Origin of the sequence: Enterobacter sp. MGH 24 (genome assembly GCF_000493015.1) — a bacterium.
GTDB lineage: Bacteria > Pseudomonadota > Gammaproteobacteria > Enterobacterales > Enterobacteriaceae > Enterobacter.
Map to the genome: position 1 here is coordinate 2,946,535 of NZ_KI535657.1, position 18,384 is coordinate 2,964,918.

Consider the following 18,384-nt stretch of genomic DNA (forward strand, 5'->3'; position numbering starts at 1 on the left):
TATCAGCACGAGCCTGAAAGTCGGTTTTTAAGCTTCATGCGCGTCTCGTCCCGCAGGCAGTTCCAGCTGTTATCGATAACGGTTGCCGCCCACGCAGGCATGTTGGGAGAGAGACGGTAATGGACCCATTTCCCCTCACGGCGATCGATAACCAGCCCGGACTCGCGCAGCAGCGCCATATGGCGGGAGATTTTAGGCTGAGATTCGGCTGTCGCGGCGCAGAGATCGCAGACGCACAGTTCGCCGGCTTCACGGAGTAGCATGACGATGGCGAGCCGCGTTTCGTCGGAGAGGGTTTTGAAGAGCTGGAGCGGGTGGAGCATGGGAGTTCCTGCAGGTGTGATTTTTATATGCGTTTAATCATATATGTTTTGATGACAAGAGAGAAGGTGAGATTAGAGGAAGGGGAATTTCAGGCAACAAAAAACCCATCAACCTTGAACCAAAACGGCGGGGTTGATGGGCTCCACAAATTGGGGACATCAAAGAAAAGCAGTGGCACTAGTTATGACTGCCCCCTGATAAAAAAGTTCTGCGCGTAACGAAAATAATTTCACCACGCGCAAACTTAGGAGTTATCCGAGTCCCGGCCAGATGATGATGATCAGCGTACCCGCCAGCGTCAGCAGCACGTTGGCGATGGCGTACGTGCCCGCATACCCCAGCGCCGGGATGTTGCTGCGCGCGGTATCGCTGATGATTTCCATCGCTGGCGCACAGGTACGCGCCCCCATCATCGCCCCGAAGAGCAGGGCGCGGTTCATGCGCAGCACGTAGGCGCCGAACAGGAAGCAGATCACCACCGGCACCAGGCTGACGATAAGTCCGGAAACCAGCATCTGCCAGCCGACGGCGCCCAGGCTGTGGCCGATACCGCTACCGGCGCTCAGGCCGACGCCTGCCATAAAGACCATCAGACCGAACTCTTTCACCATGTTCAGCGCGCCCTGCGGAATGTAGCCGAATGTCGGGTGGTTCGCTCGCAGGAAGCCCAGCATGATCCCGGCGAACAGCAGCCCGGCAGCGTTACCTATGCCGAAGCTAAAGTTGCTGAACTGGAAGGTGATCATCCCGATCATCAGGCCAACAATAAAGAAGGCGCAGAAGGCCAGCAGGTCGGTGACCTGGCTGTGAATGGAGATAAAGCCGATGCGGTCGGCAACGGTTTTCACGCGTCGCGCGTCGCCGCTGACCTGCAGAACGTCGCCTTTGTTGAGCACGACGTTGTCGTCGATAGGCATTTCAATCTGGCTGCGGATCACGCGGTTGAGGAAGCAGCCGTGGTCGGTCAGCTTCAGCTGCGCCAGACGGCGGCCCACGGCGTTATGGTTTTTCACCACGATCTCTTCGGTGACGATGCGCATGTCGAGCAGGTCGCGGTCGAACACCTCTTTGCCGTTACGGAAGCTCGGGTCGAGACGGGCGTGCGCGTCCGGGTAACCCACCAGCGCGATGTCGTCGCCCATCTGCAGCACCGCGTCGCCGTCCGGGTTCGCCAGAATGCCGTTGCGGCGGATGCGTTCGATGTAGCAGCCCGTCTGGCGGTAAATCCCCAGCTCGCGCAGGTTTTTGCCGTCTGCCCATGCCACCAGCTCTGGCCCGACGCGATAGGCGCGGATCACCGGGAGATAGACTTTACGTTTGGAATCGGTATCGAGACCGCGCTCGCGCGCGATTTGCTGGGCGCTGGTCTGTAGATCCTGGTGCTGCAGTTTTGGCAGGTAACGTGCGCCAACGATCAGGCTCACCAGACCAATCAGATAGGTGAGGGCGTAGCCCAGGCTCAGGTGGTCGAGGGCGGTAGAGAGCTGCGTGCCGGCCATGCCGGAATGGCGCAGGGTATCGCCGGCACCTACCAGCACGGGGGTGGAGGTCATGGAGCCTGCCAGCATACCGGCCGTTAACCCGATATCCCAGCCAAACAGTTTACCCAGCCCTAACGCGATCAGCAGCGCGCTGCCGACCATCACCAGCGCCAGCATCAGATAATTTTTGCCGTCGCGAAAGAAAATTGAAAAAAAGTTCGGCCCCGCTTCCACGCCAACACAAAAAATAAACAGCATAAAACCTAAGTTGAGCGCGTCCGTGTTAATGCTGAAGTGCTGCTGGCCTAATAATAAGGAGACGACTAAAACGCCAATGGAATTACCAAGTTGAACTGAACCCAGGCGCAATTTACCCAGGCAAAGGCCTAGCGCCAGTACCACAAATAATAACAGGATGTAATTCCCATTTAACAAGTCTGCGACGTTTATATTCACGGAGGCTAACTTCTTGTTTACCAGTAAGTTGTTGAATGAAAGGACTTTTTGGGCTACTGTTTTCTGGGTCAGGGAAAGGCGTTAACGCTCCCTGTTTCCTGCTTTATTCCCTAAAACATTAGCTGGCGTGTAGTTTAATCGCATTAGCTACTGACAGCTACTGATTATCGCATCACCCTGTGCGTACTTTGGCAAGGATTGCCGCATTGCTTTATCTGACTGGGCGTCTACCCGACGAAGGTATATTTGATAGAGAGAAGTCAGGAGGATAGTTTGAACATTAAACGAAACTGGGCAGGGGTGATCAGCTGCTTTTTGCTGTTTACCGTCGTGTGCATGTCGCTCGCTTTTAATGTGAAAGGGGCATTCAGGGCGTCCGGTCATCCGGAGCTGGGGCTGCTCTTTTTTACGCTACCGGGTGCCGCAGCCAGTTTTCTCTCCCGTAAAGGGGAGGTCGCAAAACCGCTGCTGGGTGCCATACTGGCTGCGCCGCTGTGTCTGCTGCTGATGCGCTTGCTGTATGTGTCGACGAGAAGTTTCTGGCAGGAGCTGGCATGGTTGATGAGCGCCGTATTCTGGTGCGCTCTTGGCGCGCTCTGCTACTTATTTGTGCGCAGCCTGCTTCTACACCGACGGCACCCCAAATAAAAACGCCCTCTCGGTGAGGGCGTCCTTTCATTACTGGGCGGCAAACAGGCCCAGATGCTCTTTGGCGTAAGCTTCAAAATCAGTGCAGCCGCCGATGTGTTTCTGATCGAGGAAGATCTGCGGTACGGTTTCAACCGGCTTGCCTACGGTTTTTTCGAGATCCGCCTTCGTGATGCCTTCCGCGTGGATATCCACGTAGCGGAAGTTGAAGTCATCGCGCTCTTCGGTCAGTTTCTCAGCCAGCTCTTTCGCGCGCACACAGTAAGGGCACCCTGGACGACCAAAAATTACTGCAAACATTTCTCTCTCCTCAAAAAACAAGCCTGACGGCGAATAGGACATATAGTGCCCGATAACCGGCCGCCATTAAAGAAGGTTTCGCCTGTCGCTTTGATACAGTAAGGCTATGTTTCGCCAATTACACCGCGCAAATCATTGCCTATACTGGCTGCCATACGGTTTAAGCAAGACAAAGAGAGACAAGATGACACCAACGATTGACCTGCTCCAGTCCCACCGCTCCATTCGCCACTTCACCGATGAGCCGATAACCGAGGCGCAGCGTGCCGCGATTATTGACAGCGCCAGGGCGACCTCCAGCTCCAGCTTTCTGCAGTGCAGTTCCATTATCCGCATTACCGACAAGGCCATGCGTGAACAGCTGGTCACGCTGACCGGCGGGCAGAAGCATGTGGCCCAGGCGGCAGAGTTCTGGGTGTTCTGCGCCGACTTTAACCGCCACCTGCAGATCTGCCCTGAGGCCGAGCTGGGGCTGGCCGAACAGCTGCTGCTGGGCGTGGTGGATACCGCGCTGATGGCGCAAAACGCCTTCACGGCGGCGGAGTCGCTGGGTTTAGGCGGCGTTTACATCGGCGGCCTGCGTAATAACATCGAAAGCGTGACCGAGCTGCTGAAGCTGCCAAAACACGTGCTGCCCTTGTTCGGGCTGTGCCTCGGCTGGCCTGCGGATAACCCGGATCTCAAGCCGCGCATTCCTGCCGCGATGCTGGTGCACGAAAACCACTACCAGCCGGTCGATCAGGACGTCCTGAATCACTATGATGAAGAGCTGGCGAACTACTACATGACGCGCGGCAGCAATAACCGTCGTGATACCTGGACTGACCATATTCGTCGCACCATCATTAAAGAAAACCGCCCGTTCATTCTTGATTACCTCCACAAACAGGGCTGGGCGACGCGATAGTCCATTCCTCCTGCGCCTGCCTGCGTATATGATATGCAGGCTTTTTCCATGTCTTCAGAGAGGTGCAGGGTGAAAATTGCCATATTGTCCCGGGATGGAACGCTCTATTCATGTAAACGCCTGCGAGACGCGGCGGCGAAACGCGGGCATCAGGTTGAGATCTTGGACCCGATGTCCTGCTATATGAACATCGACCCGGCCGCCTCGTCGATTCACTACAAAGGCCGCAAGCTGCCGCACTTTGATGCCGTGATCCCGCGCATCGGCTCCCAGATCACCTATTACGGCACCGCCGCGCTGCGCCAGTTCGAGATGCTGGGCAGCTATCCGCTCAACGAATCCGTCGCTATATCCCGCGCCCGCGATAAGCTCCGCTCGCTGCAGCTGCTTGCCCGTCAGGGGATCGATCTCCCCGTCACCGGGATTGCCCATTCCCCGGACGACACCAGCGATCTTATTGATATGGTTGGCGGTGCGCCGCTGGTCATCAAGCTGGTGGAAGGCACGCAGGGCATTGGCGTGGTGCTGGCGGAGACGCGTCAGGCGGCGGAGAGCGTGATTGACGCCTTCCGGGGACTGAATGCCCATATTCTGGTTCAGGAGTACATCGAAGAGGCAAAAGGGCGCGACATCCGCTGCTTCGTGGTCGGCAATGAAGTGGTGGCGGCCATTGAGCGCCAGGCGAAAGAGGGCGACTTCCGCTCTAACCTTCACCGCGGCGGCATTGCAAGAATCGCTGATATCAGCGACCGGGAGCGGGAAATTGCCGTCAAAGCGGCGCAAACCCTTGGGCTGGACGTGGCGGGCGTAGACCTTCTGCGGGCGACGCGCGGGCCGCTGGTGATGGAGGTGAACGCCTCGCCGGGGCTGGAAGGCGTGGAAAAAACCACAGGTGTCGATATTGCGGGTAAAATGATCTCATGGATCGAGCGTCATGCCACGCCGGGCTACTGTCTTAAAACGGGCGGTTAAATGGATTACCGCGCGCTTTTTGAGTACCCTATGCGAAGTTTTTACTAAAGAGGCTGCACAGCGATGGATTTACAGGTCGTACCTACACTGGATACGTTACGTCAATGGCTTGATGATGCCGGAATTACGTTCTTCGAATGCGATTCCTGCCAGGCGCTGCATCTGCCTCATATGCAGAATTTCGACGGCATTTTCGATGCCAAAATCGATCTCATAAACGACGTGATCCTTTTCTCCGCGCTGGCCGAAGTGAAGCCGTCTGCGCTGCTGGCACTGGCCTCCGACCTGTCAGCGATCAACGCCAGTTCTTTGACGGTGAAAGCATTTCTCGACATACAGGATGATAATCTGCCAAAACTGGTCGTTTGCCAGTCTTTATTCTCCGGTGCCGGGCTGTCGTTCAAGCAGTTCTCCTGGTTTATGCGCTTGAGTGAAGAGCAAATTTCGATGGTCATGATGGAAGCCAACGCGCATCATCTGCTGTATAGCGCGGAAGATGATGCAGAGAATAATGATGCATCTCCCAATTTTCTTCACTAAGCCTGTCTGACTTTTGCGCAGTCGCTGCCATAGCGGCTGCAGAAGGCCATTTTTTCTGCTGCTTTTAACCTTTCTTTAAAGAATTTTTCACCTCCCTCAAGGCCGTTTCGGCTTATCACGTAGACATAACCTGCATAAAAAATTGATAAAAGGCGTTTTTTCGTCTGGGCTATAGCCGGAGACACGGGCTACAGTTATTCTTGCGATGCTTAAAAAAGCGAGCGGAAGCTGCCGGGTAAAGAGGTTTCTTTTTATTTTAGGCAGAGCGACAAACTATGCATGATTATTGCATATCTTCAGATTGCACAGTTTTAGTTCGTTTGTTAACGAGCTTTCAGAAGGAATAAAGATATGATCGCCTTGAATAAAAAATGGTTATCGGGTCTGGTTGCGGGTGCTCTGATGGCCGTCTCTGCCGGCACGCTCGCTGCGGAACAAAAAACGCTGCACGTTTACAACTGGTCTGACTATATTGCGCCGGACACGGTGGCGAATTTTGAAAAAGAGACCGGCATTAAAGTGGTCTACGACGTTTTCGATTCCAACGAAGTGCTGGAAGGAAAACTGATGGCGGGCAGCACCGGGTTTGATCTTGTGGTGCCTTCTGCAAGTTTCCTGGAGCGTCAGCTGACGGCAGGCGTCTTCCAGCCGCTGGATAAGAGCAAGTTACCGAACTGGAAAAACCTCGATCCGGAAGTGCTGAAGCTGGTGGCGAAGCATGACCCGGACAACAAATACGCCATGCCTTACCTGTGGGCGACCACCGGTATCGGCTACAACGTGGATAAAGTCAAAGCGGTGCTGGGCCCGGACGTCAAGCTGGACAGCTGGGACGTGGTGCTGAAGCCGGAAAACCTGGAGAAGCTGAAAAGCTGCGGCGTCTCCTTCCTCGATGCGCCGGAAGAGATTTTCGCGACCGTGCTGAACTACCTGGGCAAAGACCCGAACAGCAGTAAAGCCGATGATTACACCGGCCCGGCGACCGATCTGCTGCTGAAGCTGCGTCCAAACATTCGTTACTTCCACTCGTCTCAGTACATTAACGACCTGGCGAACGGCGACATCTGCGTTGCGATCGGCTGGGCGGGCGACGTGTGGCAGGCGGCTAACCGCGCGAAAGAGGCGAAAAACGGCGTGAACGTCTCTTACTTCATTCCGAAAGAGGGGGCGCTGGCCTTCTTTGACGTCTTCGCGATGCCGGCTGATGCGAAGAACAAAGACGAAGCCTATCAGTTCCTCAACTACCTGATGCGTCCTGAGGTGATCGCCCACATCAGCGACCACGTATACTACGCGAACGGTAACAAGGCCTCCGTGCCGCTGGTGAGCGAAGAAATCCGTAACAACCCGGCTATCTATCCACCGGCGGACGTGTTCGCCAAGCTCTTCACCCTGAAAGTTCAGGATCCAAAAATTGACCGCGTGCGTACCCGCGCGTGGACCAAGGTGAAAAGCGGTAAATAACCCTTTGTCGTAGGCCGGGCAAGCGAATCGCCCCCGGCAACAGGCGCACCGTTATGGTGCGCCTGCACCATGATTTGATTTCTGCCGGAGAGCACCCCGTGAATGACGCGATCCCCCGCCCGCAGGCGAAAGTCCGTAAAGCGCTGACCCCGCTTCTTGAAATTCGTAACCTCACCAAATCTTTCGATGGCCAGCATGCCGTGGACGACGTCAGCCTGACTATCTATAAAGGCGAAATTTTTGCCCTTCTGGGGGCTTCTGGCTGCGGCAAATCGACGCTGCTGCGCATGCTGGCCGGTTTCGAACAGCCCACGGCCGGGCAGATTATGCTCGATGGCGTGGATCTCTCCAGCGTGCCGCCGTATCAGCGCCCGATTAACATGATGTTCCAGTCCTACGCGCTGTTCCCGCACATGACGGTGGAGCAGAACATCGCCTTTGGCCTGAAGCAGGACAAGCTGCCAAAGGCCGAAATTACCGCGCGCGTGGCCGAGATGCTGAGCCTGGTGCACATGCAGGAGTTCGCGAAGCGTAAGCCGCACCAGCTTTCCGGCGGCCAGCGTCAGCGCGTGGCCCTGGCCCGCAGTCTGGCAAAACGTCCGAAGCTGCTGCTGCTCGACGAGCCGATGGGCGCGCTGGATAAAAAACTGCGCGACCGCATGCAGCTCGAAGTGGTGGACATTCTCGAGCGCGTGGGCGTGACCTGCGTGATGGTCACCCACGACCAGGAAGAAGCGATGACCATGGCCGGGCGTATTGCGATCATGAACCGCGGGAAGTTCGTGCAGATCGGCGAGCCGGAAGAGATTTACGAGCACCCAACCACCCGCTACAGCGCGGAGTTCATTGGCTCAGTTAACGTTTTCGAAGGGCTGCTGAAAGATCGTCAGGAAGATGGCCTGGTCATTGAATCGCCGGGGCTGCAGCATCCGCTTAAGGTCGATCCTGATAACTCGGTGGTGGACAACGTGCCGGTCTACGTCGCGCTGCGTCCGGAGAAAATCATGCTTTGTGAGGATCCGCCTGCCGATGGCTATAACTTTGCCGTGGGCGAAGTGGTCCACATTGCCTATCTGGGCGATCTGTCTATTTACCATGTGCGTCTGAAAAGCGGGCAGATGCTCAGCGCGCAGCTACAGAACGAACATCGCTATCGCAAGGGGCAGCCGACCTGGGGTGACGAAGTGCGCCTGTGCTGGGATGCTGACAGCTGCGTCGTGCTGACGGTATAAGGAGCGATCATGAGCACACTTGAACCTCCAGCCCGCGCAGAAAAGCCGGGCGCCTTTGCCGGTTTTCTGACGCGCATGCAGATGAAACACGGCCGCAAGCTAGTGATCGCCATGCCGTACGTGTGGCTGATCCTGCTGTTCCTGCTGCCGTTTCTGATTGTTTTCAAGATAAGCCTGGCGGAAATGGCGCGGGCGATCCCGCCTTATACCAATCTGCTGGACTGGGCCGACGGGCAGCTGACGCTGACCTTAAACCTGGGCAATTTCCTGCAGCTCACCGACGATCCGCTCTATTTCGAAGCGTATCTGCAGTCGCTGCAGGTGGCGGCGATCTCGACGCTCTGCTGCCTGGTAATGGGCTACCCGCTGGCGTGGGCGGTGGCGCACAGCAAGCCGTCGACGCGTAACATCCTCCTGCTGCTGGTTATCCTGCCGTCGTGGACCTCGTTCCTGATCCGCGTTTACGCCTGGATGGGGATCCTGAAAAACAACGGCGTGTTGAATAACTTTCTCATGTGGCTCGGGGTTATCGATCAGCCGCTGACGATCCTGCACACTAACCTCGCGGTCTATATCGGCATTGTGTACGCCTATCTGCCGTTTATGGTGTTGCCGATCTATACGGCCCTGACGCGCATTGATTACTCGCTGGTGGAAGCGTCGCTCGATCTCGGCGCCCGCCCGCTAAAAACCTTCTTCAGCGTCATTGTCCCGCTGACCAAAGGCGGGATTATCGCCGGGTCAATGCTGGTCTTTATCCCGGCGGTGGGGGAGTTTGTGATCCCGGAACTGCTCGGCGGCCCGGACAGCATCATGATTGGCCGCGTGCTGTGGCAGGAGTTCTTCAATAACCGCGACTGGCCGGTGGCCTCTGCGGTGGCGATTGTCATGCTGCTGCTGCTGATCGTGCCGATCATGTGGTTCCACAAGCATCAGCAGAAACAGATGGGAGACCACGGATGAACAACTTACCGGTAGTGCGCTCCCCGTGGCGAATTGCGATCCTCGTGATCGGCTTTACCTTCCTGTATGCGCCGATGCTGATGCTGGTGATCTACTCCTTCAACAGCTCTAAGTTGGTAACGGTCTGGGCGGGCTGGTCGACGCGCTGGTACAGCGAGCTGTTCCACGACGATGCGATGATGAGCGCGGTGGGGCTGAGCCTGACCATTGCCGCCCTGGCGGCGACAATGGCATCCGTGCTGGGCACGATCGCCGCGCTGGTGATGGTGCGCTTCGGGCGTTTTCGCGGCTCAAACGGGTTCGCCTTTATGATCACCGCGCCGCTGGTCATGCCGGACGTGATCACCGGACTCGCGTTGCTGCTGCTGTTCGTGGCCCTGGCGCACGCCATCGGCTGGCCGGCGGATCGCGGCATGCTCACCATCTGGCTGGCGCACGTCACCTTCTGTACGGCCTACGTGGCGGTAGTGATCTCCTCGCGCCTGCGCGAGCTGGATCGCTCCATTGAGGAGGCGGCGATGGATCTCGGCGCGACGCCGCTGAAGGTCTTTTTCATCATCACCCTGCCGATGATTATGCCGGCGGTGATCTCCGGCTGGCTGCTGGCGTTTACCCTGTCGCTGGACGATCTGGTTATCGCCAGCTTCGTCTCCGGACCGGGTGCGACGACGCTGCCGATGCTGGTCTTCTCCAGCGTGCGCATGGGGGTCAACCCGGAGATTAACGCCCTGGCTTCCATCATCCTCGGCGTGGCCGGAATTGTCGGATTTATCGCCTGGTATCTGATGGCGCGCGCGGAAAAGCAGCGCGTGCGCGATATCCAGCGTGCAAGACGCGGCTGAAGGATTTAAAATTTCCAGTGATGTGCCGCGCATGACGCGGCACTGTTTTTCAGGGAAGTAAAACATTGGGATTATTAAAAAAATCACGTACTACGCACGCGCGTCCTAACGTCCCTGCACTGGTTCAGGTGGCGGCGCTCGCCATTATTATGATCCGCTGCCTCGATGTGCTGATGATTCTGAACACCCTGGGCGTGCGCGGCATTGGTGAATTTATTCACCGCAGCGTGCAGACGTGGAATCTGACGCTGGTCTTTTTGAGCAGCCTGGTGCTGGTGTTTATCGAGATCTACTGCGCGTTTTCGCTGGTCAAAGGGCGCAACTGGGCGCGCTGGGTCTATCTGCTTACGCAGGTGACTGCCGCCAGCTATCTGTGGGCCGCCTCGCTGGGATACGGCTACCCGGAGCTGTTCAGCATTGCCGGTGAATCCAAACGCGAGATCCTGCGCGCGCTGTTTATGCAAAAATTGCCGGATATGCTGGTGCTGTTCCTGCTTTTTATCCCCGCCTCCAGTCGGCGGTTCTTCCGCCTGCAATAATGTGTATACACGTCATCCTTCAAGCCGTCTCTGCGTTGGCAGCGTCTGTTCACCCCAGTCACTTACTTGAGTAAGCTCCTGGGGATTCTCAGACTTGCCGCCTTGATACAACTTGAATGATTTTGTGTATATAATCGCAGCCCTCGTGATTCTTAAGGTTTTCATATGCAGTGCGCACTCTATGACGCCGGACGCTGCCGCTCCTGTCAGTGGATAGAACAGCCGGTCTCTCAACAACTCACCGCCAAAATGGCCGACCTGCAACAGCTGCTGGCAGCGCACGCGGTGGGCGAGTGGTGCGCACCCGTCAGCGGCCCGGAGCAGGGTTTTCGTAATAAAGCCAAGATGGTGGTCAGCGGCAGCGTGGAAAAACCGCTGCTGGGGATGCTGCACCGCGACGGCACGCCGGAAGATTTAACCGACTGTCCGCTGTATCCCGCCTCCTTTGAGCCCGTCTTTGCCGCGCTGAAACCGTTTATCGCGCGTGCAGGGTTAACGCCGTACAACGTCGCCCGCAGGCGCGGCGAGCTGAAATACCTTCTGCTGACGGAAAGCCAGATCGACGGCGGCATGATGCTGCGCGTCGTGCTGCGCTCCGAAACCAAGCTGGAGCAGCTTCGCGCGGCGCTGCCGTGGCTGCAGGCGCAGCTTCCGCAGCTGAAGGTCATTACGGCGAATATTCAGCCGGTGCATATGGCGATCATGGAGGGGGAGAAAGAGATTTTCTTCACCGAACAGCACGCGCTGGCCGAGAACTTCAACGGCGTGCCGCTGTGGATCCGCCCGCAAAGCTTCTTCCAGACTAACCCAACCGTGGCTAGCAGCCTCTACGCCACCGCCCGCGACTGGGTGCGTGCGTTAAACATCCAGCATATGTGGGATCTCTTCTGCGGCGTGGGCGGCTTTGGCCTGCACTGCGCCACGCCCGAGATGCAGCTCACCGGAATTGAGATTTCTGCCGAAGCGATTGCCTGCGCGAAACAGTCCGCCGCCGAGCTGGGGTTAACGAATCTGCACTTCCAGGCGCTGGACTCCACGCAGTTCGCCACCGGCCAGGGCAACGTGCCGGCGCTGGTGCTGGTCAACCCGCCGCGCCGCGGCATTGGGAATGCGCTGTGCGACTACCTGAGCCAGATGGCGCCCGAGTACATCGTCTATTCCAGCTGTAACGCACAGACCATGGCGAAAGATATTGCCAGCCTGCCGGGCTACCGCATTGAACGCGTTCAGCTTTTCGATATGTTCCCGCATACCGCGCATTATGAAGTGTTGACGCTGCTCGTTAAACAATAAGCAAAGCAGCCGGAGGGCGGCCCTCCGGCTGCGATCGGGCCTACTGGCTCATGGCGTCTTTTTTACCCATCTCATCTTTTTTCATGTTATCCATTTTGCCCATTTTGTCTTTCCCCATGTGATCCTTCTTCATGGCGTCTTTGCACATGTTGTCCTTACACATTTTATCGTGTGGTCTGGACATGTTGTCTTTCGCCATCGTCTCTTTACTCATGGAATCTGCCGCCTGCACATTTGCCATAAACAGAGCAGAAAGCATGGTTGCCGCAATGATCATCTTTTTCATGGTATTCCTCGTCGTTTACGTTGTTGTATTAACTGCCACCAAACCAGTTGTAACCCTGGTCTTCCCAGTAACCGCCAGGGAAGCGATTGGTGATTTCAATGACCTGAATATGCTTGGGATTTTTGTATCCCAGCTTGGTCGGAATACGGAGTTTCATGGGATAACCATACTCAGGAGGAAGGATTTGGTTATCCCAGGTCAGGGCAAGCAGCGTTTGCGGGTGCAGCGCGGTCGCCATATCAATGCTGGTGTAGTAATCATCCGCGCAGCGGAAGCTGATGTATTTGGCACGGGTGTCGGCACCGATAACCTGCAGAAAATGGTGGAAGGGGATACCGCCCCAGCGGCCTATGGCGCTCCACCCTTCGACGCAAATATGGCGCGTGATCTGGTTTACCTGCTGCATGCGATACAACTCAGGCAGGGACCAGCTGCGGGTGTCGCGCACCAGGCCACGAATAGCGAGTTGATAATCCCGTCCGTCGATCTGCGGAATTTGGTCGCGGTCGTAAAACGCGTTAAACGGAAAAGGCCGGGTGATGTCGCGTTCGGCATATTCAGGTGCCAGATGGCGGTCGCTAAACAGGAACCCCTGGACACGATCGTTAAAGCGCGACATTCGTAACAGTGCAGTTTCAACACTGGCGTTGTCGCTCAGGTCACACCCCGTAAGCAGCATGATCCCGCCTAACGTCAGCCCCTGTTTAAGAAAGTGACGTCGCTGTGCGTTTACGGATTTTTCGGCGTCCTTCACCAGATATTCCGCGTCGCGGGAAGAGAGAAAGGTAGGCTTTTTCATGAGATACCCTTAGCGACCGCGCAGCATGGCCAGTAATGTTTTAGGAACAAGCAGCACCATAAGAAGGTGGATCACGACAAACGCAACAATGAAGGACATGCAAAAGAAGTGGATGTAACGTGCGGTGTCATAGCCTCCAAAGAGTTCGCGTAAAAGCGGAAATTGCACGGATTTCCAGATAACCAGCCCGGAAAGCACGAGCATTACCCCAGTTAATATGGCCAGTAAGTAGGCCAGCTTTTGAACCATGTTGTAGTGGCTGAGATCGGCATGCTGCAGTTTTCCCCGCAGGGCCAGCGACATATCCTTGAGCAACCCCTTAACAGATATAGGAAAAAAGGTGCGTGCAAAGCGACCGGTGACAACACCTAACGTGCAGTAGATCAGGCCGTTAATGCCTAAAACCCACATCATGGCGAAGTGCCACTGCAGCGCGCCGCCCAGCCAGCCTCCCAGCGTAAGGGAAGAGGGAAAAGAGAAGGGAAACAACGGCGAAGCGTTATATATTCGCCATCCGCTGAATACCATGCCAGCCATGGCAAGGGCATTAATCCAGTGACACACCCTGACCCAAAGGGGATGAATAACAGCTGTTGGCTGAGACATGGTGACCTCGTTATCCCATTGCGTGGTCAAATCCTAAGATAAATTTGGTCACTACATCCTCACGGAAGTTTAAATAAAATGTGATAACTCTGGCGGGCGTTATTAGGTAAGCTCATCTGTAATGAAACGGCGTGGACGTGGGTCATGAGTAACGCAAAGAAAATATTGCTGGTGGAGGACGATTGCGATATCGCCGCCTTCCTGAGCCTGAACTTAAAAGATGAAGGTTTCGAGATTGTGCACGAATCCGATGGTGAACGTGCACTGCTTCAACTGGAAAAACAGCAATGGGATGCAGTCATTCTCGATTTGATGCTGCCTGGCGTGGACGGGCTGGAGATCTGTCGCCGTATCCGCCAGATGACCCGCTATCTGCCTGTCATTATCATTAGCGCACGCACCAGCGAGACGCACCGTGTACTGGGGCTCGAGATGGGGGCTGACGATTATCTCCCTAAACCCTTCTCCGTTCTGGAGCTGATTGCTCGCGTCAAGGCGCTCTTTCGACGTCAGGAAGCAATGGGGCAAAATCTACGTCTCGAGGCGGGCATTATTCGCTGTCACGGCATGGAAATTGACCCTCTGGCACGAGAGGTTCGCCTGCGAGGGGAAACCATCGACTTAACCCCGCGTGAGTTTGATTTGCTCTACTGGTTTGCCCGTCATCCGGGCGAGGTATTTTCCCGTTTATCGTTGCTGGATCATGTCTGGGGCTATCAGCATGAGGGGTACGAGCACACGGTAAATACGCACATTAACCGTCTGCGTGTCAAAATTGAAAAAGATGCTGCAGAGCCAGATATCATTCTGACGGTGTGGGGGAAAGGGTACAAATTTGCCGTGGAAAAAGCGGAGCCCCACGTATGATAAGCCACTTAACGTTAAGCCAGCGTCTGTCACTTCTTTTTAGCGCCACGCTTGTTGTATGCATGTTCGTGGCATGTGGGGTACAGCTTTATAGCAGTAAGCAGTATGGTGATGCCATGGTGCAGCGTCTGTCTGCGGGGCTGGCGCAGCAGATAGTAAACAGTGAACCGCTTCTGGATAACCAGGGTAAAGCAAACACTGAGAATCTCAAATCGCTGTTTGATCGTCTGATGACGCTTAATCCCAGCGTTGAACTCTACGTGGTGTCGCCTCAGGGGCATATTGTGGCAGACGCGGCGCCGGTCGGGCACATGAAGCGCCAAACGATCGATCTTACCCCGTTAAACAACTATTTATCCGGGGCCGCTTTTCCTGTGTATGGTGATGACCCAAGAAGTCTTGATCAGCGCAAGGTGTTCAGCGTTGCGCCGATCCTCCTTAACGGCAATCTGCATTCCTACCTGTATATTATTCTCCAGGGCGAAAACCTCAATGCACTGGCGAATACCGCGTGGCATAAGACCTTGACCGACGCTATCGTAGGATCGCTGTTACTGGCATTAATCTTTGGCGCGTTGGCCTGGTGGTTAGTCAAAAAATGGGTTACCCGTCCAGTGGAACAGTTAACCCGCGAGGTAGATGACCTTGAGCAGGACAGCATAAGCGCCATAAAAAGTCTGGCCGCCCGGCCGGTCAATCTGGCACCTGAAAACGAAGTTGAACTGCTTCGTAATACGTTTATCGAGTTGTCGCGCAAGATTGCTTCACAATGGGATCAACTGGCTGACAGCGACCGCCAGCGCAGGGAGTTTATCGCCAATATCTCTCACGATCTTCGTACGCCGCTGACTTCACTGCTAGGGTATCTTGAAACCTTATCGCTCAAGTCCGCCACGTTGAGTCCAGAAGAGCAGAAGCAGTACCTGGCTATCGCGCTGCGTCAGGGGCAGAAAGTGCGCCATCTCTCTCAACAGCTGTTTGAACTGGCGCGCCTTGAGCATGGGGGAATTAAACCGCAGCGCGAGCGTTTTGCGATGGCTGAGTTGATTTCAGATGTGGCACAGAAATTTGAACTGACCACACAGACAAGGCAGTTGCGAATACATATAGACGTCCCTGGCCCACTGCCGCTGGTGTATGCCGATGTGTCGATGATTGAGCGGGTGGTCACGAATTTGCTGGATAATGCGGTTCGCCATACTCCGGCAGGAGGTGAGATTTTGCTAAAAGTCTGGCAGGAGAATGGGCTTCTTCAGGTTGAGGTGGCGGACAGCGGGTCAGGCATAGAGCGTGCATTGCGTGACGATCTGTTTCAGCGTCCTTCTGCGTTAAACCCACAGGCATCGCGGGAGAATCGCGGCGGGTTAGGGCTGTTAATCGTGAAACGTATGCTGGAGCTGCACGGAGGCGGGATCAGGCTGATGGAGTCGGTGAGCGGGGCACGGTTCAGGTTCTTTGTGCCGTTGTGAGAGTGCCGGGTGGCGCTGCGCTTACCCGGCCTACAACTCCCCCCGTAGGCCGGGTAAGGCGCAGCCGTCACCCGGCAAAAGACTTTACTGCGGGAACCACTGCTCGCTGATTTTCTGATACGTGCCGTCCGCTTTAATCGCTTTCAGCGCGCCGTTCAGTTTTTCCAGCAGGGCTTTGTTATCCGGACGTACCGCGATGCCCAGACCTGTACCAAAGTACTGCGGATCGGTCACTTTCTCGGTTGCGGTGCCCAGCTGTGGATTGGTTTTCAGCCATTCGTTCACCACGGCGGTATCGCCGAACACGCCGTCGATGCGGCCATTTTTCAGGTCGATAATCGCGTTCTGATAGCTGTCATAGGCTACGGTTTTCACTTCAGGATGCTTGTCCTGGAGGTACTTCTGGTGCGTGGTGCCGTTTTCCATCCCGATGCGTTTGCCTTTCAGCTGATCGAAAGAGGTATAAGCGCCTTTCTTCGCAATCACTACCGCCGAGTTGGCGTAGTACGGGTCGGTGAACGCGACCTGCTTGCTGCGCTCAGGCGTGATGTCCATCCCGGAGATCACCGCATCGTATTTTTTGAATTTCAGCGACGGGATCAGGCTGTCGAACGCGTGGTTGGTAAAGGTGCAGTCGGCCTGCATTTGTTTGCACAGCGCTTTCGCCAGGTCAATGTCGAAACCCACGATCTGATTGCTGGCATCCAGCGATTCAAACGGCGGATAGGTGGCGGACACGCCAAAATTAATTTTATCAGCAGCGGATGCGCCAGCGGCGAAGGCTGTGAGTAATGCGGCCAGAACTAACTTTTTCATTGTAATACTCCCGTCTGTCTTATTTATGCGCCGTGTCTGCGGCATGGATGTACAATGCCATTTAATGAATTTGTATGCAATATATATGAGTAAATATTTATATTGGGATAAAAAAAAGCGGATAACCAAAAAGTTATCCGCATTGATTAATCACATTTATGCACTTCTTGCCGGGTGGCGCTGCGCTTGCCCGATCTACGATCTGCGCTCAAACGCCAGCGCTCTACGCTCGATCAGGCGCATCATCAGCGTCAACAGGCCGTTAACCACCAGGTAAACCACGCCAGCCGCGCCGAACACCATTACGTCATAGGTGCGTCCATAGAGCAGCTGTCCGTGACCCATCACCTCCATCAGGGTGATGGTGTAGGCCAGAGAGGTACTTTTGAACACCAGCACCACTTCGTTGGAGTAAGAGGAGAGCGCGCGCTTAAAGGCGTACGGCAGCAGGATCGCCAGCGTGTCTTTCTTGCTCATGCCCAGCGCCCCGCAGGACTGCCATTGTCCTTCAGGGATGGCGCGGATCGCCCCGTAGAACAGCTGGGTGGTATAGGCCGCACTGTTCAGCGAAAGGGCAATCAGGGCACACAGCCACGGTTCAGAGAGCAGGTGCCAGATAACCGGATACTCCTGCAGCGACGGGAACTGGCCCGGGCCGTAGTAAATCAGGAAGATCTGCACCAGCAGCGGCGTACCGGTAAACAGGGTGATGTACCCGCGCACAATCCACACCAGCACCGGCGTTTTCAGCGTCAGGATGATGGTAAAGATAAGGGCCAGGATCAGCGCTACGATAATGGACGCCACGGTCAGCGTCAGGCTGGTGTGCAGCCCTTTCATCAACTCGGGGAAATATTCAAGCATCAGCCTGGTCTCCGTTCAAAGCGCGTCGCACGCAGGTCAATACGCTTGAGGATGTACTGACTGAGCAACGTGATCACCAGGTAGATAGCCGCCGCCACAATGTACCAGGTAAAGGGCTCCTGGGTACGGGTGGCGATGCTTTTGGTTTGCAGCATCAGATCGTTCACGCTGATCAGGCTCACCAGCGCGGTATCTTTCAGCAGCACCAGCCACTGGTTGCCGAGGCCCGGCAGGGCATGGCGCCACATCTGCGGCATGACCAGACGGAAGAAGATGGCTGATTTCGACAGGCCTAACGCCTGACCCGACTCCCACTGACCCTGCGGCACGGCCTTCAGCGCACCGCGCAGCGTTTGCGACGCGTACGCGGAGTAGAGCAGGGAGAGGGCAATCACGCCGCACAGGAACGGACTGACGTCGAAGTTTTCAATCTGCATCTGCACCGGGATCTGCGCAAAGCCAAGATTGATCGTGAAGCCGTCAGATAGCGTGAGCAGCAGTTGCGAGGAGCCGAAATAGATAAACAGGACCACCAGAATTTCCGGTAGCCCACGCAGCACGGTGACCAGCGCGGAGCCTGTCCAGGCGACGGGGAACCATTTCGCGGATTCCCACACCGCAAAGAACATCGCCAGCACGAGGCCGATAATCAGTGCGCAAACGGCAAGGCCGACGGTCATCCCGGCGGCACTTGCTAAAGGAAAAATTTCATTCAT

The 18,384-nt window shown here is 55.8% G+C and carries 21 protein-coding genes; 12 read left to right on the forward strand and 9 right to left on the reverse strand.

Going from position 1 to position 18,384, the window contains the following annotated elements; translation table 11 throughout:
- Positions 1 to 2: 2 nt before the first annotated feature.
- Positions 3 to 323, reverse strand: a complete 321-nt coding sequence (locus L370_RS08080; RefSeq protein ID WP_023335057.1) for a metalloregulator ArsR/SmtB family transcription factor — start codon at positions 321 to 323, stop codon at positions 3 to 5.
- Between the two features lie 252 nt (positions 324 to 575).
- Positions 576 to 2,261, reverse strand: coding sequence for an aspartate:alanine antiporter (locus tag L370_RS08075; protein WP_023335058.1), 1,686 nt, complete (start codon positions 2,259 to 2,261; stop codon positions 576 to 578).
- Between the two features lie 273 nt (positions 2,262 to 2,534).
- Between L370_RS08075 and L370_RS08070 the strand changes: the two genes are divergently transcribed.
- Positions 2,535 to 2,909 carry an inner membrane protein YbjM gene (locus L370_RS08070; RefSeq protein ID WP_023335059.1) on the forward strand — a complete coding sequence of 125 codons (375 nt, stop codon included), beginning with the start codon at positions 2,535 to 2,537 and terminating at the stop codon, positions 2,907 to 2,909.
- A 30-nt stretch (positions 2,910 to 2,939) separates the two neighbouring features.
- Here L370_RS08070 and L370_RS08065 read toward each other — a convergent pair whose 3' ends face one another.
- Entirely contained in the window at positions 2,940 to 3,209 is a 270-nt protein-coding gene (locus L370_RS08065) for a GrxA family glutaredoxin (RefSeq protein WP_006809455.1), read from the reverse strand.
- A gap of 184 nt (positions 3,210 to 3,393) precedes the next feature.
- Here L370_RS08065 and nfsA point away from each other — a divergent pair, with 184 nt between their 5' ends.
- The 9 genes from nfsA to rlmC all read left to right on the forward strand — a co-directional run bounded on the left by nfsA (position 3,394) and on the right by rlmC (position 11,961).
- Positions 3,394 to 4,116 carry a nitroreductase NfsA gene (gene nfsA, locus L370_RS08060; RefSeq protein ID WP_023335060.1) on the forward strand — a complete coding sequence of 241 codons (723 nt, stop codon included), beginning with the start codon at positions 3,394 to 3,396 and terminating at the stop codon, positions 4,114 to 4,116.
- 69 nt (positions 4,117 to 4,185) lie between these two features.
- Positions 4,186 to 5,088 carry a 30S ribosomal protein S6--L-glutamate ligase gene (gene rimK, locus L370_RS08055; RefSeq protein WP_032639049.1) on the forward strand — a complete coding sequence of 301 codons (903 nt, stop codon included), beginning with the start codon at positions 4,186 to 4,188 and terminating at the stop codon, positions 5,086 to 5,088.
- A 63-nt stretch (positions 5,089 to 5,151) separates the two neighbouring features.
- Complete coding sequence (locus L370_RS08050; protein WP_014169308.1) at positions 5,152 to 5,628, forward strand: YbjN domain-containing protein; 477 nt, start codon at positions 5,152 to 5,154, stop codon at positions 5,626 to 5,628.
- A 351-nt stretch (positions 5,629 to 5,979) separates the two neighbouring features.
- Positions 5,980 to 7,092, forward strand: coding sequence for a spermidine/putrescine ABC transporter substrate-binding protein PotF (potF, locus tag L370_RS08045; protein ID WP_023335062.1), 1,113 nt, complete (start codon positions 5,980 to 5,982; stop codon positions 7,090 to 7,092).
- A 98-nt stretch (positions 7,093 to 7,190) separates the two neighbouring features.
- Positions 7,191 to 8,324 carry a putrescine ABC transporter ATP-binding subunit PotG gene (potG, locus tag L370_RS08040; RefSeq protein WP_024907855.1) on the forward strand — a complete coding sequence of 378 codons (1,134 nt, stop codon included), beginning with the start codon at positions 7,191 to 7,193 and terminating at the stop codon, positions 8,322 to 8,324.
- Positions 8,325 to 8,333: 9 nt separating this feature from the next.
- Positions 8,334 to 9,287: a putrescine ABC transporter permease PotH gene (potH, locus tag L370_RS08035; RefSeq protein WP_023335064.1), complete on the forward strand. Its 954-nt coding sequence runs from the start codon at positions 8,334 to 8,336 to the stop codon at positions 9,285 to 9,287.
- A complete protein-coding gene (gene potI, locus L370_RS08030) occupies positions 9,284 to 10,129 on the forward strand; it encodes a putrescine ABC transporter permease PotI (protein ID WP_023335065.1) in 846 nt (281 codons plus the stop codon). The genes potH and potI overlap by 4 nt, the downstream gene beginning before the upstream one ends.
- A 65-nt stretch (positions 10,130 to 10,194) precedes the next feature.
- Positions 10,195 to 10,668 carry a YbjO family protein gene (locus L370_RS08025; RefSeq protein WP_023335066.1) on the forward strand — a complete coding sequence of 158 codons (474 nt, stop codon included), beginning with the start codon at positions 10,195 to 10,197 and terminating at the stop codon, positions 10,666 to 10,668.
- Between the two features lie 165 nt (positions 10,669 to 10,833).
- Complete coding sequence (rlmC, locus tag L370_RS08020) at positions 10,834 to 11,961, forward strand: 23S rRNA (uracil(747)-C(5))-methyltransferase RlmC (RefSeq protein ID WP_023335067.1); 1,128 nt, start codon at positions 10,834 to 10,836, stop codon at positions 11,959 to 11,961.
- A gap of 40 nt (positions 11,962 to 12,001) precedes the next feature.
- Here rlmC and L370_RS08015 read toward each other — a convergent pair whose 3' ends face one another.
- Genes L370_RS08015 through L370_RS08005 form a run of 3 tightly spaced genes read right to left on the reverse strand, consistent with a single transcriptional unit; the run spans position 12,002 to position 13,652 of the window.
- Positions 12,002 to 12,247, reverse strand: a complete 246-nt coding sequence (locus L370_RS08015) for a pentapeptide MXKDX repeat protein (RefSeq protein ID WP_023335068.1) — start codon at positions 12,245 to 12,247, stop codon at positions 12,002 to 12,004.
- Between the two features lie 28 nt (positions 12,248 to 12,275).
- Positions 12,276 to 13,046 carry a molybdopterin-dependent oxidoreductase gene (locus L370_RS08010; RefSeq protein WP_023335069.1) on the reverse strand — a complete coding sequence of 257 codons (771 nt, stop codon included), beginning with the start codon at positions 13,044 to 13,046 and terminating at the stop codon, positions 12,276 to 12,278.
- A gap of 9 nt (positions 13,047 to 13,055) precedes the next feature.
- Positions 13,056 to 13,652 carry a cytochrome b/b6 domain-containing protein gene (locus tag L370_RS08005; protein ID WP_023335070.1) on the reverse strand — a complete coding sequence of 199 codons (597 nt, stop codon included), beginning with the start codon at positions 13,650 to 13,652 and terminating at the stop codon, positions 13,056 to 13,058.
- Positions 13,653 to 13,796: 144 nt separating this feature from the next.
- On the opposite strand from L370_RS08005, the gene L370_RS08000 reads away from it, so the two are divergent.
- Both L370_RS08000 and L370_RS07995 read left to right on the forward strand, forming a co-directional pair.
- Positions 13,797 to 14,519: a response regulator transcription factor gene (locus L370_RS08000; RefSeq protein ID WP_023335071.1), complete on the forward strand. Its 723-nt coding sequence runs from the start codon at positions 13,797 to 13,799 to the stop codon at positions 14,517 to 14,519.
- Positions 14,516 to 15,988 carry a sensor histidine kinase gene (locus L370_RS07995; protein WP_023335072.1) on the forward strand — a complete coding sequence of 491 codons (1,473 nt, stop codon included), beginning with the start codon at positions 14,516 to 14,518 and terminating at the stop codon, positions 15,986 to 15,988. Before L370_RS08000 ends, L370_RS07995 begins: the two co-directional genes overlap by 4 nt.
- A gap of 84 nt (positions 15,989 to 16,072) precedes the next feature.
- Here L370_RS07995 and artJ read toward each other — a convergent pair whose 3' ends face one another.
- The 3 genes from artJ to artQ all read right to left on the reverse strand — a co-directional run bounded on the left by artJ (position 16,073) and on the right by artQ (position 18,384).
- Positions 16,073 to 16,804, reverse strand: a complete 732-nt coding sequence (gene artJ, locus L370_RS07990; protein ID WP_023335073.1) for an arginine ABC transporter substrate-binding protein ArtJ — start codon at positions 16,802 to 16,804, stop codon at positions 16,073 to 16,075.
- A gap of 195 nt (positions 16,805 to 16,999) precedes the next feature.
- A complete protein-coding gene (gene artM, locus L370_RS07985; protein WP_023335074.1) occupies positions 17,000 to 17,668 on the reverse strand; it encodes an arginine ABC transporter permease ArtM in 669 nt (222 codons plus the stop codon).
- On the reverse strand, positions 17,668 to 18,384 hold the full coding sequence (artQ, locus tag L370_RS07980; RefSeq protein ID WP_023310941.1) for an arginine ABC transporter permease ArtQ: 717 nt from the start codon (positions 18,382 to 18,384) through the stop codon (positions 17,668 to 17,670). The genes artM and artQ overlap by 1 nt, the downstream gene beginning before the upstream one ends.